The 24352-nt window shown below is 68.2% G+C and carries 24 protein-coding genes; 8 read left to right on the top strand and 16 right to left on the bottom strand.

The features are described from left to right. Positions 1-13: 13 nt before the first annotated feature. From BM287_RS02535 to BM287_RS02525, 3 genes are read right to left on the bottom strand one after another with little or no spacing between them, the layout of a single operon-like run. A complete protein-coding gene (locus tag BM287_RS02535) occupies positions 14-1045 on the bottom strand; it encodes a 5-oxoprolinase subunit C family protein (protein WP_090035696.1) in 1032 nt (343 codons plus the stop codon). Beyond that, complete coding sequence (locus BM287_RS02530; RefSeq protein WP_090035695.1) at positions 1042-1773, bottom strand: 5-oxoprolinase subunit B family protein; 732 nt, start codon at positions 1771-1773, stop codon at positions 1042-1044. Before BM287_RS02530 ends, BM287_RS02535 begins: the two co-directional genes overlap by 4 nt. Beyond that, positions 1770-2552 (bottom strand): LamB/YcsF family protein, encoded by a 783-nt coding sequence (locus tag BM287_RS02525; protein WP_090035693.1) that lies wholly within the window; start codon positions 2550-2552, stop codon positions 1770-1772. The genes BM287_RS02530 and BM287_RS02525 overlap by 4 nt, the downstream gene beginning before the upstream one ends. A 225-nt stretch (positions 2553-2777) precedes the next feature. Here BM287_RS02525 and BM287_RS02520 point away from each other — a divergent pair, with 225 nt between their 5' ends. The 5 genes from BM287_RS02520 to BM287_RS02500 all read left to right on the top strand — a co-directional run bounded on the left by BM287_RS02520 (position 2778) and on the right by BM287_RS02500 (position 8223). Continuing rightward, positions 2778-3755: a LacI family DNA-binding transcriptional regulator gene (locus BM287_RS02520; RefSeq protein ID WP_244527859.1), complete on the top strand. Its 978-nt coding sequence runs from the start codon at positions 2778-2780 to the stop codon at positions 3753-3755. Positions 3756-4161: 406 nt separating this feature from the next. Further along, positions 4162-5256, top strand: a complete 1095-nt coding sequence (locus BM287_RS02515) for an extracellular solute-binding protein (RefSeq protein ID WP_090035691.1) — start codon at positions 4162-4164, stop codon at positions 5254-5256. Between the two features lie 39 nt (positions 5257-5295). Next, positions 5296-6492, top strand: coding sequence for an ABC transporter ATP-binding protein (locus tag BM287_RS02510; protein WP_090035689.1), 1197 nt, complete (start codon positions 5296-5298; stop codon positions 6490-6492). Continuing rightward, the gene (locus tag BM287_RS02505; RefSeq protein ID WP_090035688.1) at positions 6489-7406 is read left to right on the top strand and encodes an ABC transporter permease; all 918 of its coding nucleotides are present in this window, start codon (positions 6489-6491) and stop codon (positions 7404-7406) included. Before BM287_RS02510 ends, BM287_RS02505 begins: the two co-directional genes overlap by 4 nt. 1 nt (position 7407) lies before the next feature. Further along, positions 7408-8223, top strand: coding sequence for an ABC transporter permease (locus tag BM287_RS02500; protein WP_090035686.1), 816 nt, complete (start codon positions 7408-7410; stop codon positions 8221-8223). A gap of 85 nt (positions 8224-8308) precedes the next feature. Here the strand turns inward: BM287_RS02500 and BM287_RS02495 are convergent, their stop codons facing one another. From BM287_RS02495 to BM287_RS02485, 3 genes are all read right to left on the bottom strand, one after another. Next, the gene (locus tag BM287_RS02495) at positions 8309-11536 is read right to left on the bottom strand and encodes a LamG-like jellyroll fold domain-containing protein (RefSeq protein ID WP_170857401.1); all 3228 of its coding nucleotides are present in this window, start codon (positions 11534-11536) and stop codon (positions 8309-8311) included. Between the two features lie 438 nt (positions 11537-11974). Further along, positions 11975-12538: an ATPase gene (locus tag BM287_RS02490; protein WP_090035683.1), complete on the bottom strand. Its 564-nt coding sequence runs from the start codon at positions 12536-12538 to the stop codon at positions 11975-11977. A 3-nt stretch (positions 12539-12541) separates the two neighbouring features. Continuing rightward, positions 12542-12904 carry a TA system antitoxin ParD family protein gene (locus BM287_RS02485; protein WP_090035682.1) on the bottom strand — a complete coding sequence of 121 codons (363 nt, stop codon included), beginning with the start codon at positions 12902-12904 and terminating at the stop codon, positions 12542-12544. 195 nt (positions 12905-13099) lie between these two features. Between BM287_RS02485 and BM287_RS02480 the strand changes: the two genes are divergently transcribed. From BM287_RS02480 to BM287_RS02470, 3 genes are all read left to right on the top strand, one after another. Continuing rightward, the gene (locus BM287_RS02480) at positions 13100-13411 is read left to right on the top strand and encodes a helix-turn-helix domain-containing protein (RefSeq protein WP_090035680.1); all 312 of its coding nucleotides are present in this window, start codon (positions 13100-13102) and stop codon (positions 13409-13411) included. A 3-nt stretch (positions 13412-13414) separates the two neighbouring features. Next, complete coding sequence (locus tag BM287_RS02475; protein WP_090035678.1) at positions 13415-14824, top strand: type II toxin-antitoxin system HipA family toxin; 1410 nt, start codon at positions 13415-13417, stop codon at positions 14822-14824. Between the two features lie 77 nt (positions 14825-14901). Next, positions 14902-15255 carry a hypothetical protein gene (locus tag BM287_RS02470; protein ID WP_090035676.1) on the top strand — a complete coding sequence of 118 codons (354 nt, stop codon included), beginning with the start codon at positions 14902-14904 and terminating at the stop codon, positions 15253-15255. 55 nt (positions 15256-15310) lie between these two features. Here the strand turns inward: BM287_RS02470 and BM287_RS02465 are convergent, their stop codons facing one another. The 10 genes from BM287_RS02465 to BM287_RS02420 form a co-directional block, all read right to left on the bottom strand. Then, entirely contained in the window at positions 15311-15673 is a 363-nt protein-coding gene (locus tag BM287_RS02465; protein WP_139230602.1) for a hypothetical protein, read from the bottom strand. Between the two features lie 5 nt (positions 15674-15678). After that, the gene (locus tag BM287_RS02460) at positions 15679-16893 is read right to left on the bottom strand and encodes an acetyl-CoA C-acetyltransferase (protein WP_244527836.1); all 1215 of its coding nucleotides are present in this window, start codon (positions 16891-16893) and stop codon (positions 15679-15681) included. Further along, on the bottom strand, positions 16886-17536 hold the full coding sequence (locus BM287_RS02455) for a CoA transferase subunit B (RefSeq protein ID WP_090035673.1): 651 nt from the start codon (positions 17534-17536) through the stop codon (positions 16886-16888). Before BM287_RS02455 ends, BM287_RS02460 begins: the two co-directional genes overlap by 8 nt. Position 17537: 1 nt before the next feature. Further along, positions 17538-18320 (bottom strand): CoA transferase subunit A, encoded by a 783-nt coding sequence (locus tag BM287_RS02450; protein WP_090035672.1) that lies wholly within the window; start codon positions 18318-18320, stop codon positions 17538-17540. Further along, entirely contained in the window at positions 18313-19479 is a 1167-nt protein-coding gene (locus BM287_RS18015) for a bifunctional 3-oxoadipate enol-lactonase/4-carboxymuconolactone decarboxylase PcaDC (RefSeq protein ID WP_244527835.1), read from the bottom strand. Before BM287_RS18015 ends, BM287_RS02450 begins: the two co-directional genes overlap by 8 nt. Continuing rightward, positions 19476-20609: a lyase family protein gene (locus BM287_RS02440; RefSeq protein WP_170857400.1), complete on the bottom strand. Its 1134-nt coding sequence runs from the start codon at positions 20607-20609 to the stop codon at positions 19476-19478. Before BM287_RS02440 ends, BM287_RS18015 begins: the two co-directional genes overlap by 4 nt. Further along, complete coding sequence (pcaG, locus tag BM287_RS02435; protein WP_090035668.1) at positions 20596-21141, bottom strand: protocatechuate 3,4-dioxygenase subunit alpha; 546 nt, start codon at positions 21139-21141, stop codon at positions 20596-20598. The genes BM287_RS02440 and pcaG overlap by 14 nt, the downstream gene beginning before the upstream one ends. Then, positions 21134-21898, bottom strand: coding sequence for a protocatechuate 3,4-dioxygenase subunit beta (gene pcaH, locus BM287_RS02430; RefSeq protein ID WP_090035666.1), 765 nt, complete (start codon positions 21896-21898; stop codon positions 21134-21136). Before pcaH ends, pcaG begins: the two co-directional genes overlap by 8 nt. Before the next feature lie 9 nt (positions 21899-21907). Further along, the gene (locus BM287_RS02425; protein ID WP_090035664.1) at positions 21908-23071 is read right to left on the bottom strand and encodes a 4-hydroxybenzoate 3-monooxygenase; all 1164 of its coding nucleotides are present in this window, start codon (positions 23069-23071) and stop codon (positions 21908-21910) included. 97 nt (positions 23072-23168) lie between these two features. Beyond that, entirely contained in the window at positions 23169-23927 is a 759-nt protein-coding gene (locus BM287_RS02420; RefSeq protein WP_090035663.1) for an IclR family transcriptional regulator, read from the bottom strand. Positions 23928-24352 lie beyond the last annotated feature (425 nt).

The following is a 24352-nucleotide window of genomic DNA, read 5'->3' as shown; positions in this document are numbered from 1 at the left end:
CTCCTATCGATGGTCAGGCCGCAGAGGCCCGGGAAGGCCGAGGGGATCCCGTGGGATCCCACAGCTCGAGATGCCGGTCGACGCCGAGGCAGGCGTAGACGGTGTCGACTCGCTGCCGGAGGCGGTCGAGTCGTGCGCGCCACGCGCGCACGTTCTCTTCAGCGCGCTCGACGGTCGTGCGGCGGAAGCGCACCTGCTGGCCCGGACGGACTTGCCCCAGGTCGTCGAGCGCGAGCGGCGTGACGACGGCCAGAACGGGGTAACCGGCGGTGACACCGCGCCCGCGGTGCAGCACGAGGAGTTCGTCGCCGGGCGGAACCTCGACAGCACCGATGGGAACACCGCGAGAGATCATCTCCTCGGAACTGCTGCGGACGGGTAGGTCGCCGGCCATGCGCAGCCCGATGTGATTGCTCTTGGCCGTGACCGTGTACGTGGCCTCGAAAAGACGCGCGCCGGCGCCGCGGAACTGCCCCGCGTCCGGGCCGTCGGTGACGTCGATGACGGCGTCGTCGCCGAAGTAGGGGATCAGCACGTCGAGGTTGAACAGCGACATGTCGAAGTAGGGGTTCACGATGGGAGCCACCGGGGTGCGCACATCGAGTCGCCACCCTGCGGTGAGGACCACGCCGAATCCCGCGACCGTGTCCGGCGCGCAGCTGCCGAGGAGGAGCGGCACGTCGAACGAACCATGGACGGCGATGTATGTCCGCAGCCCCTCCGTCATCGCGGAGAGCGCGACACGCTGACCGGCGCCGATCGACACCGGCTCCCACATGCGGCGGGCGACGCCGTCGACATCGACGGTCATCGGCGCGCCGGTGACGCTGACGAGCAGATCGGCCTGAGCGGTGAAGGCGAAGTCGAAGGCGGTGACCTCGATGAGGGGCGCCTGCTCGGGGTTCGCGACGAGGATGTTCGCGATTCGTGCCGAGTACTGGTCGAGCGCTCCGTTGACCGGCAGTCCCTGGGCGGGACCCCGGGTACGTCCGAGGTCCGTCACGACGGCCATCGATGCCGTGTCGACCCTGATTCCGCCGCTCATGCCGCGACCTCTTCGGCTACGAGCGCGCGACCCTCCAGGCGTGTGTACTCCGCCTCGTCGATGCGTGTGAAGCGGATGCGGTCGCCCGGCGCATAGGGCACCAGCGGCTCGCGGGACAGATCGAGCAAGGTCAGCGGTGTGCGCCCGATGACGCACCAGCCGCCCGGAGCGGAGGCCGGGGCGATCGTGGCCTGACGGCCGGCCACGGAGACGACGCCGGCCGGAACGCTTGCCCGCGGGCTGCTGAGCCGCGGCACCGGGACCGGGAAGGCCGGGCCGTCGAGCATGGGCGAGCCGCCCGGCGAGCCGAGACAGCGGACGATGTACTCAGGCTCCTGATGCAGACGGATCACCTCTTCCCGGTCCAAACCGGTCAGCGAGGCGACGTCGTCCAGGTCGGGGCCGCCGTCTCCGCCGTAGAGCACGGGTACGACGAAAGTGCGCGGCTCCGCGGTGAGCGGAGCGTCGGGATCGATAGCGTCGAGCGCATCCTGAATCCGCTCCGTCACGGCTCCGATCGTGATCAGCATCGGATCGAACTCGACGAGCACCGCCTCGTACGTGGGGATCGAGCCGGTCAAACCGAGCTCTCCGCGGGCCGCCAGGCGGCGGGCGATCTGATGCACGACGCGCCAGTCCTGCTCGCGATCGCCCGAGACGCCGTCGATGCGGACAGCAGCCGGGCCGCAGGCAGCGATGAGCACGTCGGAGCGGTCGACTCCGGTCATCGCCGCGCCTCCGCGTCGAGTGCGGTGGGCGCCGCGATGACCACGCCCGCGGATTCGAGCTCGGCGCGGATGCGACGGGCGAGCTCGACCGCGGCCGGGGTGTCGCCGTGGAGAAGGACAGTGTCCACAGCAACCGGAATGGCGACCCGGTTACGGCTGTCGATCACACCCTCCGTCACCATGCGAACCGTGCGCTCGGCGATCTCCCCTGCATCGTGGATCACCGCGCCTGGCTGCGATCGTGGGACGAGCGTTCCGTCGTCCTCGTACGCACGGTCGGCGATCCCGACGATGCCGACGACCACCCCTGCGGCACGGGCGGCATCGGCCAGCTCACCATCCTGAGCGAGGATGCGCAGGCCCGGGTCGATGTGGGACACAGCGTCGACCACCGCCCTGGCGTAATCCGGGCGAGTCGCGACAAGGTTGCCGAGACGCCCGTGCGGGGCGACGTGTGCGACGCGAGCGCCGTGGTAGGCGGCGAACGCGGAGAGCGCGCCGAGCTGGTAGACGACGTCCGTCCGGACCTCGGTCTCCGTGAGGTCCATCGCGCGGCGGCCGAAGCCCACGAGGTCGGGGAAGCCTGGGTGGGCGCCGATACCGACGCCGCGGCGCACGCACTCGGCCACCGTGCGATCCATGATCCGCGGGTCGCCGGCGTGGAAGCCGCAGGCGATGTTGGCCGAGGTCACGATCTCGAGGAGAGCCGCATCGTCGCCCATCGCCCAATCGCCGTATCCCTCGCCGAGGTCGGCGACCAAATCGACTTTCCTGGACATTTCGGCTCCTTGTGCTCGCGTCGTCACCAGCATGCGTAGAGACTACGTTTCCACCGCGCGACGTCGCACTAGGTGTGCCAAGCTTGTGCTGGACTACGGGTGCTAATCGTCGTGACAACGCGGATCTTCGGATCGCAGACGTGGCACTAGTGGCAAAATCCTTGCCATATTCCATGCACGAAGGAGACTCTGGTGGCGCTTCCCGAACGGCGAATCCACCGAAGGGTGACGTTGACCGAGATCGCAACGGCGGTCGGAGTGGCACCCTCGACCGTCTCGCGCGCGATGTCGAACCCGAACCGGGTGAGCCCGGAAATGTACGAGCGGATAGTGCGAAAGGCCCGCGAACTGGGCTACGAGTCCGCAACGCTGCCGTCGAGCCGTCAGCGCATCGCCCGCGGCACGATCGCGCTGATGCTCCCCAATCTGACGAATCCGTTCAACCTCGACCTCATCCGCGGCAGTCAGATACAAGCGCAGGCGGCCGGCTTCATGCAGTTGCTCGTCACCAGCGATGAATCGGAGCAAGTCGAGGCGGAGTGGCTCGTGGAGCTCGCCGAAAGTGTCGACGGGATCGTTCTCGCGTCCCCCCGTAGCCCAGACCCCATCCTCAATCAGGTCGCCGAACGCGTCCCGCTTGTCGTGCTCAACCGTGAAGTCCCCTGGATCTCGGGTGTCGTGATCGACACTCCCGCCGGTCTCGCCCAGGGCCTCGACTACCTGGTCTCCTTGGGACACACGAGGATCGCGTACGTTCGCGGCCCCGCAACCTCCTGGTCCGACCAGGCCCGCTATCGGGCCTTGCGGACGGCGGCGAGTCAACACGATGTCGAGTTGATCCCGGTGGGCAACTTTCGTCCCACTCTTGCCGCCGGTGCCGCAGCGGCAGATGCCGTCGAGCTCTCCCGAGCGACGGCCGCGATCTTCTTCAACGACACGCTGGCGATCGGCGCTCTCGGCCGCTTCGAGCACCGCGGCATCCGCGTTCCCGACGACATGAGCGTCATCGGCTGCGACGACATCTTCGGGGCGTCGTTCACCAATCCGCCGCTCACCACGGTGACCGCCGGCGGCGAGCAGGCGGGCCGTGCGATCACCGACATCCTGCTCGGAAGCTTCACGACGAAGGACCGGTCGCACCGGCTGGACCGGATCCCGACTCATCTCACCGTTCGGGAGTCGACAGGCTCGCCGAAGAAGTGATTCTCGGTCGCTCCCGACGCATGGGCTCCTCCACCTGCGCCGTGCGCGGTGCTTTGCGGTGGTCAATGTCGCACACCGATGGCACAAATATTGCCATCCGGGAATTCTCCGACTGCGACAGCCGCCTCCGCGTCTTGTTTTATTCCCGCCCCTTTTTTCCAACTTGATCAGGCCGTTTCGTCTGGCTCCGCGTCTCTCCTCAATAGTCCCCCGTGTCGAACCTGCGCACAACGTTGGCACGCACTGTGAATTCTTGAGGCAGAGCTGGCGCCGGAAAGCTACCGTGATCGCAACAAGTCGCGTCAAGCGACTGGGCGGTATATAACCCCGGCCGCCACCCCCACAACACAGCGCGCGACGTAGGGCCTGTATCGAAGCTCTTCCGCGCCCCGAAGAAGGAGCTCAGATGTTCAGTCGTTATGGGAAGCGAGTGCTCGCCGCGGCGACCGTCGCTGTTGGGCTTGCTGCGCTCAGCGGATGCGCGAGCGGCAGTTCGTCCGGTTCGACTCCTTCGGCCGCCGGAGCGCAGCCGAGCGGGAACCTCAGCATCATCGGCTACGCGGACATCTGGCAGAACCAGTACTGGAACGCCGTGATCAAGCCGTTCGAGGCGAAGTACCCGAAGATCAAGGTCCAGTACCAATCCAAGCGCTCGTCGGGCGACATGCTCGCCGCGATCCAGTCGGAGGCCGGCACTCCGTCGACCGATGTGGCGATCATGGACAGCACGGTTGCCGAGACCGGTAACAAGCAGGGCATCTTCGCGAAGATCTCGGCAACGGATGTTCCCAACATCAAGCACGTCAAGAAGGACATCCTCGACACCCAGGGCTTTGGTCCCGTCCTTCAGGAGGACGCTGTGGGTCTCCTCTACGACACCAAGACGTTCCCGAAGGCGCCCACGTCGTGGAACGTGCTCTGGGACTCCAAGTACAAGCAGAAGATCGGGATCACCGCTCCCCCCTCTGCCCTGAGCATCGACCTGACGATGATCGCAGCGAAAATGCAAGGCGAGGACTTCACGAAGAGCATCGATAAGGCGGTCGCCCGCCTCAAGCAGCTGGCCCCGAATGTCCAGACCTGGGCTCCGCTGCCGGACGAGTACCAGAGCGTCATCACGGGTCAGACCGTGCTCGACCTCGGACAGAACGCCCGCGGCCAGTACTACAGCGATCAGAGTGGCGGAAAGCTGGGGATCGCCTTCCCGAAGGAGGGCACGATGTACCAGATCAACACGATCAACCTGCTCAAGAACGCGCCCAACGCGGCGGCGGCGAAGCTGTTCATGAACTATGCCCTCGGTGCTGAAGCTCAGACCGCATTCGCCAAGGCGCTGTACTACGCACCGTCCGTCGACAATGTGACACTGCCCGCCGATGTCGCCGACCGGATCGTGAAGACCGACGGGTCGGTGAAGATCATCTCCTACGACCCGGATTGGCTCGCAACGGTCCGCTCCCAGTGGACGGACATCTGGAAGCGCGAGATCATCGGCGGCTGACCGGCCTCCACATCGATCAATCCGAACCTGAGGACCATCATGCAGACGAACCAGACGATCGCCGCGAGTGAGCGCTCTGCACCCATCCGGGCGCGAGGCACTGGAGACTCCGGCGCACGCAGGGAGCAGGCGAAGCTGTCGCTCGTCGACCTGACGAAGCAGTACAGCGCGGGCACCGATCCAGCCGTCGACAAGCTCAACATGGAAATCGAGTCGGGCCACCTGGTGGCTCTACTCGGTCCGTCCGGATGCGGCAAGACGACCACGCTGCGCATGGTCGCCGGCTTGATGGAACCCACCTCCGGCTCGATCCTGATCGACGGCGCCGACATCACCTCCACTCCCGTGCACAAGCGCGGGATGGGGATGGTGTTCCAGTCCTATGCTCTCTTCCCGCACATGAACGTGCTGGACAATGTGTCGTTCGGTCTGAAGATGCGCAAGGTCGACCGCGAGCAGCAACGGAAGCGTGCCCTCGAAGCGCTCGCCATGGTCAAGCTGGAGCACCTGGCGAAGCGCCGGGTCAAGGAACTGTCCGGAGGACAGCAGCAGCGCATCGCACTCGCCAGGGCGCTCGTCGTGGAGCCGACACTCCTGCTCCTCGACGAGCCCCTGTCGAATCTCGACGCGAAGCTGCGCGAATCCATGCGCACCGAGATCCGCATGCTCCAGCAGCGTTCCCGGGCGACGACGCTCTTCGTCACGCACGACCAGGACGAAGCACTCGACATGGCCGATCGGATCGCCGTGATGAACGGAGGCCTGATCGAGCAGTTCGGCGCCCCCCGCGACATCTACCGGCGGCCGAGAACCCGGTTCGTCGCCGACTTCATCGGCCGGGCCAATCTGCTGGACGTCGCAGTGGAGGCCGAACTCGCTCCGGCGGACCACGGTGAGAAGCTCTACCGGATCGCGGCGCCGTCTTTCGGATCAGGCGGCGCCGTGGGCCGGCCAGGGCTGGAGGGTACGGACACGACCCTTGTGCTCCGGCCCCACAACCTCCGGGTGCGCCGTGCGGACGACGCAGAGGAGGCGAACTCCCTCAGGGGCACGGTCGTCTCCATGACCTACACCGGAGACGCGGTCGGCTATCGGGTGACGACGACTCAGGGCGACTTCGTCGCCGAGGTGACATCGTCCTCGTCCGACCTCCCCTCTGCGGGCGACCACGTGCAGCTGAGCTGGGACCCCGCAGATGCCTATCTCCTCCCGCACGAGGAGGCGACCGGGCGATGACCACGACCGCCATCAGCACCCTGAATCTCGGTCGGGCCGGCGACCGCGGCCGCCTCGAGCGGTCGCGAACGCGGCAGAACCGGCTGATCGCCTGGGCCCTCGCCCTTCCCGCACTCCTCGCGCTGATCGTCAGCTACGCGTACCCGCTGGTGTGGATGATCAGGATGTCGTTCAACATCGGGCACGGCGACGGTCTCTACGACACGACGTACTCGCTCGACTCGTACATCAAGCCACTGGCCGACCCGTACTACTGGGGCGTCATCGGCAACACGCTGCTTCTCGGGATCCTGTCGGCCGTTCTCTGCATCCTCGTGTCCTACCCGATCGCGTTGTTCCTGACGAAGTCGTCATCGAAGTGGAAGAGCGTGCTCGTCGCGCTCGCGATCGCGCCCCTGCTCACCTCGGCGGTCGTGCGAACCTTCGGGTGGATGGTCATCCTCGGCCCTCAGGGGCTGGTGAACTCCACCCTGAAGAACCTCGGGATCATCAGCGCACCCCTCCCGCTCGCCAACAGCTTCCTCGGCGTCGTCATCGGCCTCGTCGAGATCTTCATGCCGTACGCCATCCTCGGAATGATGTCCGGTTTCGGGAGGCTGAACCCTCAACTCGAGGAGGCCGCGTCCTCACTCGGCGCGAACCGGGCATCCGTCTTCTTGCGTGTGACCCTTCCGCTGAGCTTGCCCGGACTCCTGACCGCCTTCCTCCTCGTCTTCGTCCTCAGCATCAGCACGTTCGTCACTCCTCAGCTGCTCGGCGGTGGGCGTGTCCACGTCATGGCGACCGAAATCTACGACCAGACAACGGGACTGCTCAATTGGCCGTTCGCTGCATCGCTCTCGGTGATCCTCCTGATCCTCTTCGGAACGGTCGTCGCGCTGTACCAGCGCCTCGCCCGCAGACTCGGAGCCTGAAATGACCCAGCTCACACCTTCGCGTCGACGGATCGACGCCGGAGCCATCGCCTTCAGAATCCTTGTCGGCGTGCTGTATCTCTTCCTGCTCGCGCCGCTGCTGATCGTGGTGGTGATCTCGTTCAGCTCCAACACCTATCTCTCTTTTCCGCCAGAGGGATTCACCTGGAACTGGTACGCCATCCTGCCGCAGAAGACCGTGTTCGTCAGCGGGCTGCAGACGTCGTTGATCACCGCGTCGATCGTGACAGTCGTCGTGCTCCTGGTGGGAGTGCCCGCCTCATTGGCCATCCAGCGCTACGACTTCCCCGGCCGCGGCGCCATCTCGGCATTCTTCCTCAGCCCGCTCCTCGTGCCCACGATCGTGCTGGCCCTCGGCCTCGTCCTGGTACTCGGGCCGCTCGGCCTGATGAACACCTACGCCGCGATCGTCATCGGCCACATCAGCATCACCCTGCCGTACGTGATGCGCACGACAATGATGAGCCTGGCCACATCCGACACCTCGAGCGAGGAGGCGGCGCGAGTGCTGGGCGCGAGCGGGTCCACGGTCTTTCGGCATGTGACCTTCCCGATCATCCTTCCGGGGGTCATCGCCGGCGCTGTGATGGCTTTCGTCGTCTCGTTCGACGAACTCGTGATCGCACTCTTCGTCGCGCAGTCGGGCAAGCCGACCCTGCCAGTGCAGCTCATGAACTATGTGGCGACGTCTGCGGACGCGGCCGTGGCCTCCCTGTCCGTCGTGTTGATCGTCTTCTCGGCCATAATCGTCGTCGTCGTCGAGAGACTGGTCGGCCTGAGACGCGCACTCCGCTGAGGTCGGTTCACAGTCAGCGAGGACCGCAGCAGACACAAGAGCCCACCCCGTCCGTGCCGGGGTGGGCTCTTGCGCAGTTCTGCGATCAGTTCAGGTCGAGGACCGTCACGGAGTTCGCGGGAACGGCGCGCTCGTACGCCGGAGTGACACCGCTGATCGACGTCGTGACCGGGGCCACGTTGTTCGGATCGTTGATGGTGTTGGTGTCCGTCCCGCTCGCGGAGGTCAGCACGACGGCTGTTCCGGTGGATTTGAGCGAGTCCACACCCGTGATGTTCAGCTGCACCTTCTGCGATTTGGAGCTCGGATTGACGATCACCACGTAGATCTTTCCGGTGACGCTGTCCTTGGTCGCGGTGACGTTCATGCCGCCGATGCCGTTGTAGGAGGCGTTGAGCACCTGGTCGCCGTGGTTCTTGGCCAGCATCGACTGCGCCCAGTAGCTGGGTGACACGTAACTCGTCAGGGCGTTGAAGCCGATCAGGTTCGTCTTCCACCGGTCATCGTTGACGTCGACCAGCATCGGCGCATACGACTCCCCCATCACCAGATCGGAGTTCCGCATCAGGCCGGTCAGCCAGGAGGCGTCTCCGATCGCGGCCGCCAGGTCCGGCGTCGGCGCACCCTCCTGCGACGCCCATTCGCCGACCAGGACCTTCGGGCCCGTCCGCGAGGTGTGGTCGTACAGGTTGGCGTTGGAGTTCATCCACGACGGCGAGTTGTAGTAGTGGTCGTCGATTATGTCCGGCGTGCGCGAGGTCACGGCGGCCGTCGCCACGAGGCTCAGGTCCGGGTACTCCTTCTTGATCGCGTCCGCGAACATCGGGAACCGGTAGGAGTTGTAGCTGCCGCTCCTGTCGAAGAAGTCTTCGTTGCCGATCTCGACCGTCGAGATGCTGAAGGGCGCGGGGTGACCGTCCTCAGCACGGATCTTGCCCCAGGTGCTCGTCGCAGGTCCTGTCGCGAACTGGATCTCGTCGAGTGCGTCCTGCACGTACGGCTGCAGCTGATCCTGCGGAACCACCGAACCGTTCAGCGAGTAGCCCGCGTACACGGCGAGCAGCGGCTGGGCACCCAGTTCCTCGCACCATTCCAGGTACTCGAGGAGGCCCATCCCGTCGGTGGAGTAGTACCCCCACGCGTCGTCCTGGTGGCCGGGACGCGTCCAGGTCGGTCCGATCGTGTTCTTCCAGTTGAAGCGGGTGTCGATCGTGTTGCCCTCCAGGTAGTTGCCGCCGGGTTCGCGGATGAAGGCCGGCTTCAGCCCGGCGAGCTTGGTCATCAGATCCGGGCGGAGGCCATTGGCGAGGTTGTCGTACGTCGGCGGGAACAGCGACACATTGTCGAGCCACAGACTCTGACCCGCGTTTCCGCTTGCGGTGATGACGAAACGCGCATCCGCGGTGGTCGGCGCCTTCGAGCCCGTCTTCAACTTCGCGGAGAACTGCTTCCACGCGTCGGTGACGCCGTTCACCTGTGCCGTCGCGTACACCGTGGAGCCGTCGGAACTCACCACAGACACCGTGAGCGGTCCGTGGAAGCCCTTCGTCCCCATGGCGAAGAACTGCGCGGAGTACGTCTGATCGGGCGTGACCGGGATGCCCCAGTATCCGTTGTTCGACACGCCGGAGGCTCGGTGCGCGTCCGCACCACCCAGGTCGACCCGCAGCGACTGGGTCAGAGCCTTGTTGAGCGGGTTCGACTTGTCCAGCGAGAGGGCGGCGCCGTTCACGCTGTTCCACTCGACGGGCGCGGTGGTGCTGGCCATCATCGACCGGTTGTTGATCAGTTCCGCGTACAGTCCACCCGTCATCGAGTGGTTGATGTCCTCCGTCATCAGGCCGAAGAAGCTGCTCGGAAGCGCGTGTGCGGGGTTGGTGGCGTCGACGGTGAGCTGTCCTCCGGAGTTGCCTTCGATGCCCGACACATCGTTCGCGGTCGCTGCATAGTCGAGCACCTGGACGTCATCGACATCGCCGGAGAGGAAGTCGGTGGGACCGTTGTACGTCCCGCGTCCCGTGGCGAACGAACCGGTGGCCTGCCACGGGGTCGTGAACGCGACCGTGGATTGCAGGGTCCCGTTCACGTAGAGCGCCAGGGTCTTCGCGGCGGCGTCATAGACGCCGACCAGGTGGTACCAGGTGCCTGCCGTGGGCGGCGCACTGGCGGACGCAGAGCTGGCGGCCGCGCTCGTCGAGTCGCTGGCGAGCCGGGTGAAGGCGAACCTCCCGGTGTCACCCCGCAACTGGAGATAGAAGCCGCTGACGTTCGCGCCGTCGACCGAGGCGATGTCCTGGAAGCCGGTGGTCGACGCGAGCTTGACCCAGGCGGCGACTGAGAACGAGTAGCGCGTGTCCACGACGGGCTTGCCCGCGGAGGCGTACCCGGTGCTCGATCCGTCGAAGCTCACCGAGTGCGCACCGACGCGACCGTCCGCCCAGCCGGCACCGGCGGCGAGCGTCTGCGCGTTGCCGTTCCCCGTCGAGTCGGCCGCTGTCGTCCCGGTGCCCTCGTCATACGTCCAGTGCGCGGACGCGTCGATGTTGGCGACCTGATCCGCTGTCAGCGCTGACGCGAAGTACTGCACATCGTCCACGGCACCGTGGACGTAGTCGGTCGGACCGTTGTAGTCGCCGCGGCCGATGGAGGTCGCGCCCGTCGCCTGCCACGGCGACGAGAACGAGGCGGCGGAGCCGGCCTGGCCGTCGACGTAGATCTGGAGCGACGAGGAGGCCGTGTCATCCACGCCCACGACGTGGTACCAGGTGTTCGCCACGGGAGCCACGTCGGAATCCGCTCGCACCTCGGCCGCGGAGTCACTGTCCGCTGCGCGCCGGGTCATCGCGAACTTCCCGGTCTGCCCAGAGAGCTGAAGGAAGAACCCGCCGATGTTCGCCCCGTCGATGCCGCTGATCGTCTGGTAGCCGCCGACGGATGAGAAGTTCACCCACGCCGACACGGTGAAGCTCTTCGAGGTGTCGACCGCGGGAGCCGGAGCGACGACGGCGCCGTTGGGGCTGCCGTCGAGGGACACCGCGTGCGATCCGACGGCACCGGTGATCCATGACGCACCGGAACCGAGCGTCGCAGTGTCGGTGCCCGCAGAATCGGCTGCGGAGGTGCCGGTTCCTTCGTCGAGGGACCACGCGCTCGCCGGCTTCGGCACCGACGTCGTGGTCATGACGGAGGCCGCAGGGACCGCTGTCACGGCCGAGGTCCTGAGCAGATCGGGCGGAGGCGGGCTCGCGACGGCCGCGCCGGCGAGCGCGAGCACGGCGACCGCGGCGGAAGCGGCGACGATGCCGCTTCCCACGCGCCGTCGCCTCGAGGAGTCGTCAGAATGCATGATGGTGCGCCTTTCGTGGAGGAGATGGATGTTCAGCTCCGGGCAGTGGCGGAAGTACCGCGCCCGAACGCGGTAGAGCCGCATCGCGACCACCCTGGTCGACGTCGATCGATCCCCGACAGCGCGAGCGCCGCCACTGCCGCGGCAGGGGCGAGCGCGGGAATCGTGATCTTCATCGTTCAGGTTCCATTGCAACGGGGTCGAGATGCCACTGTGATCGCCCGTAATTGTGAGCGATCACATTGTGTTCGAATTAGAGCAGATGCAGCGGTCGGCAGTCAAGAGTGTGGGCGTCGGGGAGCGGTGCCCATCGATACGGCGCGCTCTGTGATCGCTCACACTGCTACCCGCGGCTCTGATCGAGCCCAGGTCAGCGATGTGGGCGCGCAGGAGGTGGCGTGCGCCTCAGCCGAGCGCTGCTGGCGTCCAGGCGGGCCAGCTCGGCGCACCTAAAGGCAGGCCGTGCTCGTACGCGGCGACTCGGCGGAATGGCCGGCTGGCGCTGCTGTTGTCGAAGAACTCACTGCGATCGGCAACGGTGCGTGCCTTCGCGACGAGCTCCCACAGTCGGCTGTATCGCTCCCGGATCTTCTGCTCGGGCACACCATGTCCGCCGTCGCGGACCCGTTCTGCGACACGGTTCACGCTCACCTCCACCGGGACGAGGATCACATGCAGGTGCACGAGGTAGCCCAGCGCGATCGCCTCATCGACGAGCGCGAGCTTGCTGGGGTGGCTGAAGACCGTCTCGGTGATGAACGATCTGCGTTCTGAGAGCAGCCGTTCCCGCTCGGTGGCTGCCGCGCGAGACGCGTCGTAGGCATGCTCGGACTGGGCGTCCGGCCAGCGTTCGGCAGCGATGACGTCAGCGTTCACGAACGGCAGGTGCGTCACCGACTGAAGGAGGCGCGCGACGTAGGTCGACTTGCCCGAGCCGTTGGGCCCGGCCACGAGGTGGAGAACCGGCACGTGTCAGGCGCTCGCGTCGCCGCCGAGGACGACGGCGTTGCCCTGTTCGTCCGCCTCGGTCCAGGACCGGTCGGCCGCGGTGAACTCCGCAGCGAGGTCCAGGCGCGCCAACCGCTTGGCCATCTCTTCGTCCCAGACCGCTCGCACGATGGCCTGGCCACGCTCGCCGAGGTCGTCGTACGCAGCCTCGCCAGCGAGCACGCGCTGGATGTCGCGCTGGCTGGTCCCGGGGGACGCCTCGAGCTCGCGTCCGATGCGCGCCCAGTGACTGAGCTGCTGGGTCGCACTGCGACTGGAGACGGCACCGACGGCCTTCGCCGCATCGACGAGGTCGCCGTCCATCCGCATCGGCATCGTGTGACTCATGACTCGATTGTAGCAACTTGCTACAGCGGCGGTAGAGGGGCGTACAGCCGAGCGATTCCTCGAGCGCTTCCTGCCAGGAGGTGGCGCGTGACCCGCCCTCGCGACGGACCTAAAGTAGAAACGCAAGAGAGCTGATAGCTAGACACGCCAACTGCCCCTAGAATTGACCCGTATAAACGTCAGGCGGGAGTAGTCATGGTAAGCAGGAAGTCTCCGGCACGCGACCGGCTCCTCGCTGAGCTGGGCGCGAACATCAAGCGCTGGCGCAAGCTTCAGGGTCTCAGCACCGTCCAGCTCTCCGAGCGAGCGCACATCACTCGCGACACTCTCCGTGCCCTGGAGCAGGGCGCTGGGTCTCCCCGCCTGGACTCCGTCCTTGCTGTGCTGACCTCGCTCGGCATCGCGAACACCGTGGTCGAGAGCACCGACCCCTGGAACTCCCCCGCCGGACGAGCCCTCATGGACGAGGAAGTCGGCATCCGCACCCGGAACACCGAGAGGAGGTAGGCCATGGCCACCGAACGGATCCCCCTGCTCGACGCCGTCGACGTCTACCTCGACGAGGGTCCCGCGGCACCTGTCCTGGTCGGCTCCCTGCGGGCTTCGTTCACCGGCGGCCGCACCCTGGCCGGCAGCTCATTCGAGTACGCGCCGTCCTACCTCGCACACCCCGGGCGTTACGCTCTCTCCCCCGACGTGCCGCTCGTGGCCGGCCGCCAGTACTCCGGCGCCGACATCACCCTCCTCGGTGCATTCGCGGATGTCACGCCGGACGACTGGGGCACCGGCCTCATCGACGCCGAGTACGCCCTGCAGCGCGAGAACGGTCAGCCACGTGTGATCGGCGAATTCGACCATCTCGTCCAGCAGAACGACCTCACTCGCATGGGCGCTCTGCGCTTCACCGCCCCTCGTGCCGCCCCCGCGCCCGGCCAGTGGGTGACGGCCGCGAAGCACACCGCCCCTAATCGGCACGACGTGCGTCGCATCGCCGAGGCAGCGTCCCGCTTCGAGGAGTACGAGGCCACCGACGAGGACATCGAGATCCTCGGCTTCGCCGGGTCCAGCCTCGGCGGCGCACGCCCGAAAGCGACGATCCAGGACGACGACGGTAGCCTCTGGATGCTGAAGCTGCCCTCCAACCGCGACCGCCGCTCGGACCTCGAGGCGTGGGAAGCCACTGCGCTCGACATCGCCAAGAACGCCGGGCTCCGCGTGCCGAGGCACCGGCTCATCAGATTGGCCGAGCACGAGTCGTCGCTCCTCATCGAGCGCTTCGACCGGGCAGGCGAGCACCGCGTCGGCTTCATCTCCGCGATGACGGCGATGCAGCTCAGCGCGCAGAACAACCGCGCCACCTATGCCGACTTCGCTGACACAGTAGACCAGCTCGTGCCTGAGCACGCGGCTGCCGACTTGCGTGAGCTGTTCCAGCGCGTGGCCCTCACTGTGCTCGTCGGCAACGTCGACGACCACTGGAAGAACCACGGCTTCGTCCGTGAGCAGTCCGGGTGGCGGTTGAGCCCGCTCTACGACGTCAACCCAGTGCGGGCAGGTCACAGCGTCCGTTCCCGCCGCATCAGCGACCAAGACGATCCGTCAAACCGCGACATTCGGAACCTGCTAGAGACCAGCGAGGTCTACCGGCTGAACAAGGGGGACGCCGCCGCAGCGCTGCTGCCGGTCGTGCGAGCCGTCGACAAGTGGCGCGACGTGGCCGCCGGAAACGGCATCCGCCCTGCGGAGATCGAGAGCATGGCGTCGGCTTTCGACGAGACGCAGCTGGAGCACGCCTCGGCCTTCGTCTCCCGGTACGAGTTCCCCACCGGAACCAAGAGCCTCTCCGGCCGCCGGCGGCGCTTCCCGGAGCTGTTCGAGACCGAAGACGGCGTACGGACCGACCGCGGTCTGGAGTTGTAGACGGTGGCCAACGCTACGCCAAGCCCCTCTCCCGTGTATCGGGTGCAGCCCGCATGCCGCGGATTGCGACCATTGTCATGGGAGTCCTCTCCGGACTCGCCTGCCTGATCCCGATGACCGTCCTCGTCAACGCCACGGGCTCCACCGTCGTCACCGGATTCGCCTTCATCGCACTGGCGGCCATCGCCGTGCGACGCCAGAGACGAGACGACCGCCCGGCCGACCTGTACCGCATGCCCTGGTGGCCGCTCCCAGCCCTCGTCGCTCTCGTGGTGATCGCGAGTGTGCTGATCCTCGGCGTGCTCGATCCGACCCAATGGGTGAGCCTGAGCATCGCGGGCGGGATCGTCGTCGTCGGCTACGCCTACAACTTCGCCTACCTCCCTTCGCGCGGCATCGACCGGTTCCTCCTCGATGCCGACGCCGAGTGATCCGACATCGCGTTCCACGCGCCCGACAGTTGACCGGAACCCGTTCCTCGTGAGCTCATCGCAACTCGATGTTGGTTCCCGATATGTCGATCAGACTTATCCACACTTCCAGCTTGATGTCTCCGAACCGGCCGTTCCAGCCGCTCACCACCCGGTCGCTGAGAGCCTGGAATCGAGGCTGTAGGTAATCGTCGCTGGTGGCGAACGTGACGACTACGTCGGGTGCTACCGCGGCTTCCATTGCGGACCGATTGAACGAGATCGTGGTGCACCGGTTCAACTCCACGATGTTGTCGTTGTCGGGAATCTGCAGGACTTCTTTGGCGGCCGTGAACAGCAGGTCCATGACGACGTCGCGGTTCTCAGTCATCCGCGACTGGGCGTTCTCGTTCTTGGGAAGGATGGAGATGTAGGTCACTCCCGTCACACACGCTCCCAGACGGCCGCCAGCGCCTGACCGCCTCCGATGCACATCGTCTCCACCGCGAGCGTTCCGTCGAGGGCCGGCAGTTCGTGCGCGAGGGTCGCGAGTATCCGGAGCCCGGTGGCGCCGATGGGGTGGCCGATCGAGATGCCGCTGCCGCGGGGGTTGAGCCGCGGGTCCTCGGCGTCGATCCCCCAGTCCGCAAGACAGGCGAGCACCTGCACGGCGAACGCCTCGTTGAGCTCGATGACGTCGACGTCGTCCCACGCGATACCGGCGCGCTCCAGCGCCTTGTTCGCGGCAGGGACGGGGGCGACACCGAACACCCGCGGATCGTTGCCGGCGACCGCCCAGGAGCGTAGACGCAGCATCGGCGTCAGGCCCCGTGCGAGCGCGCATTCCGGCGTCGTGACGATCGCGGCGGCGGCCGCGTCGTTCTGCCCGCTCGAGTTGCCTGCGGTCACGGTCGCCTCCGGGTCGCTTCGGCCCAGAATGGGGCGGAGTGCGGCCAGGACCTCAAGCGTCGTGTCGGCGCGCGGATGCTCGTCCCGCTCCACGACCGTGTCGCCCTTCCGGCCGGGCACGGTGACCGCGACCAGCTCGGCGTCGAAGGCGCCGGACTCCTGGGCGCTCACCGCGCGGCGGTGCGACCGCAGCGCGAGCGCGTCTTGCGCATCGCGCGGGATGCCGTAGCGCCGTCGGAGCTCCTCGGCCGAGCCGACGTTGCCGTCCGGCGTCGGGTAGTCGCGGCCGCCGACAGTCTCCCGGCCACGGGCGAGGGCGTCGTGCAGCATCAGGCCACCGGGCGGCAGGCCGCGGCGTCCCCGCTCGGTGTAGAGCGGAGCGTTGGACATGGACTCCGCGCCGAGCGCGATGAGCATGTCGCTGGCGCCCGTCTGCACCTCCATCGCGGCGTTGATGACGGCCTGGAGTCCCGACCCGCAGCGCCGGTCGAGCTGGTAGCCGGTGGTGGTCACCGGGAAGCCGGCGTTCAGCGCAGCGACGCGACCGAACGCCGGCGCCTCCATCGTGGGGTAGCCCTGCGACCCGATCACGCCCTCCACCGCGGCCGGGTCGAGGCCGGTTCGTTCGAGCACGCCGCGAAGCGCGGTCTCGGCCAGGCTCAGAGCCGACAGGGGCGCGAGCGTGCCACCCATTCGCCCCACCGGCGTACGGAGGGGCGAGCAGATCACGACCTCGCGCAGCTCAGACATCGACGGCCTCCAGCGCGACGGCGAGCGGCGCCCCGGTGGCGTCGATCACCTGTTGCCGGGTGACGCCCGGCGCGAGTTCCCGCAGCACGAGTCCGTCGCCCGTGACATCGATCACGGCCAGGTCCGTGATGATGCGGTCCACGCAGTCGCGTCCGGTGAGTGGCAGAGTGCACTGCTCGACGAGCTTGGGAGTGCCGTCCTTCGCGACGTGCTCCATGACGACGATGACGCGCTCCGCGCCGTTGACCAAGTCCATGGCCCCGCCCATCCCCTTCACCATCTTCCCGGGCACGGCCCAGTTGGCGATGTCGCCGCCGGCCGAGACCTGCATGGCGCCGAGGACGGCGGTCGCGATGCGGCCGCCGCGGATCATCCCGAAGCTGGTCGCTGAGTCGAAGAAGCTCGCGCCGGGCAATACGGTCACCGTCTCCTTGCCCGCGTTGATCAGCTTCGGATCCTCCTCGCCCTTCCACGGATACGGCCCGACACCCAGGATCCCGTTCTCCGAATGGAGGACGACGTGCACACCCTCCGGCAGGTGGTTCGGGATGAGTGTGGGCAGCCCGATCCCGAGGTTGACGTACGAGCCGTCCTGCAGCTCCTGGGCGGCGCGGGCCGCCATCTCGTCGCGCGACCGCGGCATCTCAGTCTCCTTCCGGTCGGGGGCGGACGGTGGTCTTCTCGATCGGCAGGTCGGCACTCTGCTCCGGCGTCAGCGCGATCACCCGGTCGACGTAGATGCCGGGGAGGTGGACGTCATCCGGGCCGAGTACGCCCGGCTCGACCAGTTCGTCCACCTCGGCGATGGTGATGCGTCCGGCCATCCCGGCCAGCGGGTTGAAGTTGCGCGTCGACTTCTCGAAGCGCAGGTTGCCGTGCCGGTCGCCGACCGCGGCGCGCACGAGACCGAAGTCCGTGCGGATCGCGGTCTCGAGCACGTACTCCCTCGCCGATCCGAACACATCGAACGGACGCAGCTCTTTCGGTGCGCTGGCCTCGGCGACCGACCCGTCGGGTGCGTAGCGGATGGGCATCCCGCCGTCCGAGACCGCGGTGCCCGCCCCTGTGGCCGTGAAGAACGCGGGAATGCCGACACCGCCCGCCCGCAAGCGCTCTGCCAAAGTCCCCTGCGGAGTGAGCTCCACCTCGACCTCGCCGCCGAGGTACTGGCGTGCGAACTCCTTGTTCTCACCGATGTAACTCGCGATCACCCGGCGGATCCGGCCCGCGGAGAGGAGTTCTCCCAGGCCCCAGCCGTCCACGCCGCAGTTGTTGCTGACGACCTCGAGGCCGCCGACGCCGCGCGCGAGAAGGGCGCGGATGGTGACGATCGGCACACCGGAGAGGCCGAAGCCGCCCACAGCCAGCGATGCGCCCTCCGCGATGTCGGCGACGGCCTCGGCGGCGGACACGTACGTCTTATCCATGGGACTCCTCGGACTCGGCGGGCTCGGCGAACACTTCGCGCAGGATCGCCATCGCGCTGTTGGCGGCGGGCAGCCCCGCGTAGAGGGCGGTGTGGTGCACGACCTCCGCGATCTCGGTCCGGGTCAGGCCGTTGCGCAGCGCTGCGCGCACGTGCATCCGGAACTCGTTCTCGTGGCCCCCGGTCACCAGGCTGGCGAGCGTCGCGATCGACCGCTGCGTCCGCGTGAGCTGCCGGCGCGCCCACACCTCCCCCCACGCGTATCGCGTGATGAAGTCCTGGAAGGCGGCGGTCTCGGGGGTGACCGCCGCTGCGGCCCGGTCGACGTGCGCGTCGCCGAGCACCTCGCGCCGCACGCGCATCCCTGCCTCCGTCGAAGACGCGGAGGTCAGCAGTTCGGCGGTCGCCCCGGGATCCTCCAGGGGGATCAGGTGCGCCGCATGCGGCAGCTCGACGAACCGCGCCCCCGGGATGCCGTCCGCCAGCTCCCGCATGAGCGCGGGCGTCGTCACCGCGTCGTGGGCACCGGCGACGATGACGGACGGCGCGCGCACCCCCGCGAGGTCGCCGCGCCGGTCGAAGGCGGCGAGCGCCTCGCAGCACAGCGCGTACGACTCGTCGTCGACCTCGACCAGTGTGCGGAGGGCATGGCCGCCGGGGCCGTCGGGATGCGCATCGAGGTACCCGGGCGCGAACCAGCGCTGGGCGCTCCCCGCGACGACCGAGGCCGTCCCCGACGCCCGCACCTGGGCGGCGCGCTGCGCCCAGGCGGCCGGCGTGCCGATCGCCGCGCCGGAGCAGAACATCGCCAGACTGCGCACACGGTCCGGCGCGGTGATGCTCAATTCGAGTGCTAGGGCGCCGCCGAGCGAATCCCCGGCGACGTGGAACGCCCCGCCGCCGACCTCGTCCACCACCGCGAGGACCGCATCCGCGAGCTCGGCGACGGTGAACGGCTCGCGTGCCGCGGGAGACGCGCCGTGCCCGGGAAGGTCGACCCGCAGGATGCGGGGAGCGCCGGGATGCCGGGCCAGAGCAGGCAGCACGCCGTCCCAGAGCTCGGTCGTGGAGCCGAGCGAGGGCAGCAGCACCAGGAGAGCGGACGACGGTGCCGCCGGGGCTGTCGCGGTCATCGAGCCGCGCAGACGGGGAGTGGTCACAGCGTCGCCGTCCTCTCGTGGCGGGCCAGGACGGCATCGACCGCGTGCTCGGCCGCGGCGAGCGCCGCCGCGTCCATCGACTCGGGCCGCGGGACGTCGGACGCGACGATCGTGGCGTCCGGCACGGCGTGGGCGAGTACGACGGCGTTCTCCGAGGCGAGGCGCAGTAGCCCGCGCCATGCCTGCCATTCGGCGTGCCACTCCCCCGCGGGGCGCGCGTCGTAGCTCAGCGCCGCCGTGTGGAGGGTCGCGAGCAGGCCGGGAGCACGCAGGCCGTTCGCGGTGAGGAGCACCGCATCCACAGGGTTCTTCTTGTGCGGCATGGCCGATGATGCGCCGCCGGTCGCGGGGCGGAGGTAGCCGTCGCGGGCGGCCAGTGCGAGGTCGCGGCCGATCCTGCCGCCGGCCGCCGCCACCTGCGCGGCGGCACCTGCGACCGCCAGCGCCGGGGCTCGGTCGGTGTGCCAGGCGCGACCCGGGTTGTCGAGTGCGAGACGGCCGGCGAGGGATGCGCGCAGCGCGTCGAGCACGTCGAGAGATCGGCCCGAACGAAGGACGGCGGCGCCGGTGCCCACCGCGCCGCCGAGCTGGACGGGGTAGCGCACGGCATCGAGCGCCTGCCCGGCGGAGATGACGACGTCGAGCCAGCCGGCGAGCAGTGCGCCGAACGTGGTGGGCTCGGCGGGCTGCGTGAGGGTCCGAGCCTGCAGCGGCGTCGATCGCGCTTCGCGGGCTCGGGCGGCGAGCTCGCCGGCTGCGGCGGTGAGTCTGCCTCGTGCTGCGGCCAAGGCGTCACGTGAGACGAGCATGAGGGCGGTGTCGACGATGTCCTGGCTGGTGGCGCCCCGGTGGACCCGGTCGGCGTGCGTGCCGGCCTGCTCCCGCAGCTGCTCCACGAGCGCGACGATCGGGACGCCGTCGGTGCGTGCTCGGGCGACGAGACGTCCGCGGTCGAGGGCGCCGCTATCGAACGACACGGATGATGCCACCCCGTCGAGGTCGTCCCACGCCGCGACCAGCGCCGCCTCCGTCTCGACCATTGCGGTCAGCACCGTGTCGTCGCCGGTTCCCTGGGCTGCCGCTCCTGCAGGTTCGAGCAGGCCCCAGTCGAACGCGTCAACCACGGTCATCCCCGAAGAAGTCCAGGAAAACGGTCTCGCCGTCGCCCTGCAACCGGACGTCGAAGCGGAAGCTCCGCTCGCCATCCGGCTCAACCAGCAGGGTGCCGCGCCGGTCCTCCGCCACGGTCGCCAGGAACGGGTCGTCGTCCGAGAAGTACGCCCGGGTGAAGAGGTGGTGCAGCAGACCGCGTGCGAAGACCGCGACCAGGAGGTACGGCGCACGACCGGCGGCCGTGGCGCCCGGCCGGATCGTCGTGAAGGAGTAGTGCCCGGCGCGGTCGACTGCGGCGCGGCCGAAGCCGGTGGCTGTGTAGCCGTCGCGGTGGAGGCTCCCGCGCCGGTCGATGGGCGAGCCGGACGCATCCGGTCCCCAGATCTCCACCAGCGCATCGGGGACCGGCGCACCGGCCCCGTCGTAGACGGTCCCGTGCAGGCGGATAGCGTCGGGATCCGTCCGTGCGGCGATCTCCGCGTCGCCGGGATAGGGCAGCGCATAGCCGAAGAACGGGCCGATGGTCTGCGAGGGCGTCTGTTCACGCATGGTCGCCCTCATCCCGCTCCATCCAGGTGGAGCCGGGCCCGGTCAGGACGATGTCCCACCGGTAGCCCATGGCCCACTCCGGCTCGCTGATGTCGTGATCGTATGCGGCGATCAGCCGCTTCCGCGCGTCCGGGTCGACGATGGACTGGTAGATCGGGTCGAGGGCGAACAGCGGGTCGCTCGGAAAGTACATCTGCGTGATCAGCCTCTGGGTGAACTGCGAGCCGAACAGCGAGAAGTGGATGTGCGCCGGCCGCCACGCGTTCCGGTGGTTCTTCCACGGATAAGGCCCCGGCTTGATGGTCACGAACCGGTACGACCCGTCGTCTGTGGTGATGGCCCGGCCGACGCCGGTGAAGTTGGGGTCGAGCGGCGCGGGATGCTGATCGCGCTTGTGAACGTAGCGGCCGGCCGAGTTCGCCTGCCAGACCTCGATGAGCTGTCCGCGTACCGGGCGGCCGTCGCCGTCGAGCACGCGCCCCTCGACGATGATCCGCTCCCCCAGCGGCTCGCCGCCGTGCTGGATCGTGAGGTCGCTCTCCTCCGGGGCCACGTCCGAGTGCCCGAACGCGGGCGAGACGAGCTCGATCTCCTCGGGATCCGCCCGCACCAACTGGTGCGTGGGGTGCCTGAGCGCCGAGCTGCGATACGGCGCGAAGTCGCGGAGCGCATGGATGCGTAGCGGCCCCGTCGCGGCAGCCGCGGCGTGCGCTGCCTCGATCTCGGCGCTGATCTGCTGCTGGGTCGGCACTGTCATCGTCGCTCCTCAGAAGGGAAGGCCCGCGTACTGCTCTGCGAGCGCCGCCTGCGCGTGGCGGGATCCGGTCGTGTATTCGAGCTGACCCACCTGGCTGCGGTAGCGGAAGGCCCGCGTCGCAGCGTCGCCCGGTTCGCGGTGCACATGGAGCATCTCGGTCATCCACTGCGAGAACTGCTGCACCTTCCACTGCCGTGCCAGCGCTGACCTGTTGTAGCGGGTGAGCGGCGACCCGTCCCCGCGGTACTGCGCCGCCAGCGCGCCGCCCAGCAGGGCCACGTCGGCGATGGCCGAGTTGAGGCCCTTCGCGCCGGTCGGCGGCACGATGTGGCCGGCGTCGCCCGCCAGGAACAGCCGCCCGTGCTGCAGCGCGGAGGCGACGAAGCTGCGCATCGGAGTGATCGACTTCTCGGTGATCGTGCCCTCGTTCAGCGTCCAGCCGTCGATCCCGAGCCGGAGCTGGAGCTGCTCCCAGATGCGATCGTCCGACCAGTCGTCGATGGACTCGTCCGGATCGACTTGCAGGTACAGCCGGGAGACCTCGGGCGAGCGCATCGAGTGCATGGCGAATCCGTCCGGGTGGAGCGCGTAGATGAGGTCGTCGGTCGAGGGCGCGACATCGGCGAGGATGCCGAGCCACGCGTACGGGTAGCCGCGCTCCAGCGCCGTGACGCCCGGGATCGCCGAGCGGCACACCCCGTGGTAGCCGTCGGCGCCGACGACGAAGTCGCAGTCGATCCGCTCGCCGTCGCCGGTGGTGACGTACGCGGCGTCTGTGTCGACGTCGTGCGGCTGCACCCCCTCCACATCGAACCGCACGTCCGATCCGATCCGGTCGTGCTCGGCGAGCAGGTGGGCGACGAGCGCCTGCTGACCGTAGACGGTCACCGTACGGCCGATCAGGTCGACGAAGTCGACGTGCCGACGGCGACCCTCGTACTGCAGGTAGATGCCGTGATGGGTCAGCCCGCGCGCCTCGAGATCGGCATCGAGTCCCAGGTCGCGCAGGATGTCGACCGACCCCTGCTCGAGCACGCCCGCCCGGATGCGACCCAGAACGTACTCGCGGCTCTTCCGTTCCAGGATGACGAAGCCGATGCCGGCTCGCTGAAGGATGTGGCCGAGGAGGAGGCCCGCGGGACCCGCTCCGATGATGGCTACCTCAGTGCGCATGCTCCGCCTCTCACGACGTCGGGAAGATATCGCCATGATCGCCACGCCGTGGCGGACGCAGGGCACCCTTTCCACTCAGCGGAAACAAATCCCTCGGCTAGCGGGGGGTGGTCCGCAGGGCGTCGGAGATCCCCCGGGCGGCCATTCGCACCCCGAGAGCGAAGTGCGGCTCGTTCCGCCGCTCCGCGTGGGCGATGATCGACACGGCGGCCACCACCTCCCCGGTGCCGGCGCGGATAGGGGCGGCGACCGAGAAAGCCCCGCGCGTGAGCTCCTCGACAGTGACCGCGAGGCCGGTCGCGCGGATGTCCGCCAGGCGGGCGCGCAGCTCCCGCTCGCCAGTGAGCGTGTTCGGCAGGAATTTGCGCGGCCCGGAGGCCACTACCGCGTCGAAGACCTCGGGCCTCGCGAACGCGAGCAGCACCAGGCCGACGCCCGTCGCGTGCAGGGGCAGCTCGGACCCGATGTCGCTGATGACGGAGATGGCGCCCGGCCCGGAGAGCCTCTCCAGGTACACGGCGCCGAGCCCGTCGCGGATCGCGAGATGCACGTGTTCCCCGGTCGCCTCCAGCAGATCGTCGAGGTACGGGCGACCGACCTCGCGCATCCGCCGGGCGGTGGGCTGGCGCGTGCCCAACCGCCACATCCTGATCCCGACCCGGTAGCGTCCGTCCTCGCCGCGCACCAGGCCGCCCCACTGCACCCACTCGGACAGCAGCCGATGCGTGGTCGAGACGGGAAGGCGCGCGCGGCGGGCCACGTCGCTCAACGTGAGTTCGTCGCCCTGCTCGAAGGCGTCGGCGATGGCGAAGACGCGGGCGGCTACGCTCCGCTCATCCGCTGCGCCTCCCGCCATGGCGTCAGCCTAACCGCAGCCGCGGGGCTCCGGGATCCGGCCTAGCGGATGCCATGGACTACCCCGTGACTCCGGCGCTTGGCGCCCCGCGGCCGCCCTGCCTGCCGAGGAATACGGAGGGCTTGCTTCCGATCGATAGGGACTGGTGCCGGTCAGGCTGCCCTGATAGCCGGTCGATCAACAGGACACCCGCGCCGCCCTCGTTCAAAATTCGACGCTACCGGTCGAACAGGCATCCGCTCGGTCAAACAGGCACTCGCCGCCACGATTCATCGATCACGTGCTCTCGAAGCCGCCGTTCAAGATCGAGAAAGTCCAAACCGACACCAGCAGCGATTTCGCCCAGTCATTCCGCTGGCGCCCCCGCTCATGACCGGTTTTCTGTCCGGAACCGCACAGGTACATGTACGCAGGACGGAAGAGGC

Origin of the sequence: Leifsonia sp. CL147, from assembly GCF_900114565.1 — a bacterium.
In the GTDB taxonomy this organism is placed as follows: Bacteria; Actinomycetota; Actinomycetes; order Actinomycetales; family Microbacteriaceae; genus Leifsonia.
The sequence above is the reverse complement of the archived record's forward strand: the minus strand, read 5'-3'. Positions and strand labels throughout refer to the sequence as shown.

Bases quoted from the DNA above. Each gene is read 5' to 3' on its own strand.
- BM287_RS02485 (WP_090035682.1), bottom strand. From the start codon at position 12,904: ATGAGTCACACGATGCCGATGCGGATGGACGGCGACCTCGTCGATGCG.
- BM287_RS02535 (WP_090035696.1), bottom strand. From the start codon at position 1,045: ATGAGCGGCGGAATCAGGGTCGACACGGCATCGATGGCCGTCGTGACG.
- BM287_RS02440 (WP_170857400.1), bottom strand. From the start codon at position 20,609: ATGACCGTGGTTGACGCGTTCGACTGGGGCCTGCTCGAACCTGCAGGA.
- BM287_RS02530 (WP_090035695.1), bottom strand. From the start codon at position 1,773: ATGACCGGAGTCGACCGCTCCGACGTGCTCATCGCTGCCTGCGGCCCG.
- BM287_RS02480 (WP_090035680.1), top strand. From the start codon at position 13,100: ATGGTAAGCAGGAAGTCTCCGGCACGCGACCGGCTCCTCGCTGAGCTG.
- BM287_RS02425 (WP_090035664.1), bottom strand. From the start codon at position 23,071: ATGCGCACTGAGGTAGCCATCATCGGAGCGGGTCCCGCGGGCCTCCTC.
- BM287_RS02460 (WP_244527836.1), bottom strand. From the start codon at position 16,893: ATGTCTGAGCTGCGCGAGGTCGTGATCTGCTCGCCCCTCCGTACGCCG.
- BM287_RS02450 (WP_090035672.1), bottom strand. From the start codon at position 18,320: ATGGATAAGACGTACGTGTCCGCCGCCGAGGCCGTCGCCGACATCGCG.
- pcaH (WP_090035666.1), bottom strand. From the start codon at position 21,898: ATGACAGTGCCGACCCAGCAGCAGATCAGCGCCGAGATCGAGGCAGCG.
- BM287_RS02525 (WP_090035693.1), bottom strand. From the start codon at position 2,552: ATGTCCAGGAAAGTCGATTTGGTCGCCGACCTCGGCGAGGGATACGGC.
- BM287_RS02510 (WP_090035689.1), top strand. From the start codon at position 5,296: ATGCAGACGAACCAGACGATCGCCGCGAGTGAGCGCTCTGCACCCATC.
- BM287_RS02505 (WP_090035688.1), top strand. From the start codon at position 6,489: ATGACCACGACCGCCATCAGCACCCTGAATCTCGGTCGGGCCGGCGAC.
- BM287_RS02500 (WP_090035686.1), top strand. From the start codon at position 7,408: ATGACCCAGCTCACACCTTCGCGTCGACGGATCGACGCCGGAGCCATC.
- BM287_RS02515 (WP_090035691.1), top strand. From the start codon at position 4,162: ATGTTCAGTCGTTATGGGAAGCGAGTGCTCGCCGCGGCGACCGTCGCT.
- BM287_RS02455 (WP_090035673.1), bottom strand. From the start codon at position 17,536: ATGCCGCGGTCGCGCGACGAGATGGCGGCCCGCGCCGCCCAGGAGCTG.
- pcaG (WP_090035668.1), bottom strand. From the start codon at position 21,141: ATGCGTGAACAGACGCCCTCGCAGACCATCGGCCCGTTCTTCGGCTAT.
- BM287_RS02475 (WP_090035678.1), top strand. From the start codon at position 13,415: ATGGCCACCGAACGGATCCCCCTGCTCGACGCCGTCGACGTCTACCTC.
- BM287_RS02420 (WP_090035663.1), bottom strand. From the start codon at position 23,927: ATGGCGGGAGGCGCAGCGGATGAGCGGAGCGTAGCCGCCCGCGTCTTC.
- BM287_RS02470 (WP_090035676.1), top strand. From the start codon at position 14,902: ATGGGAGTCCTCTCCGGACTCGCCTGCCTGATCCCGATGACCGTCCTC.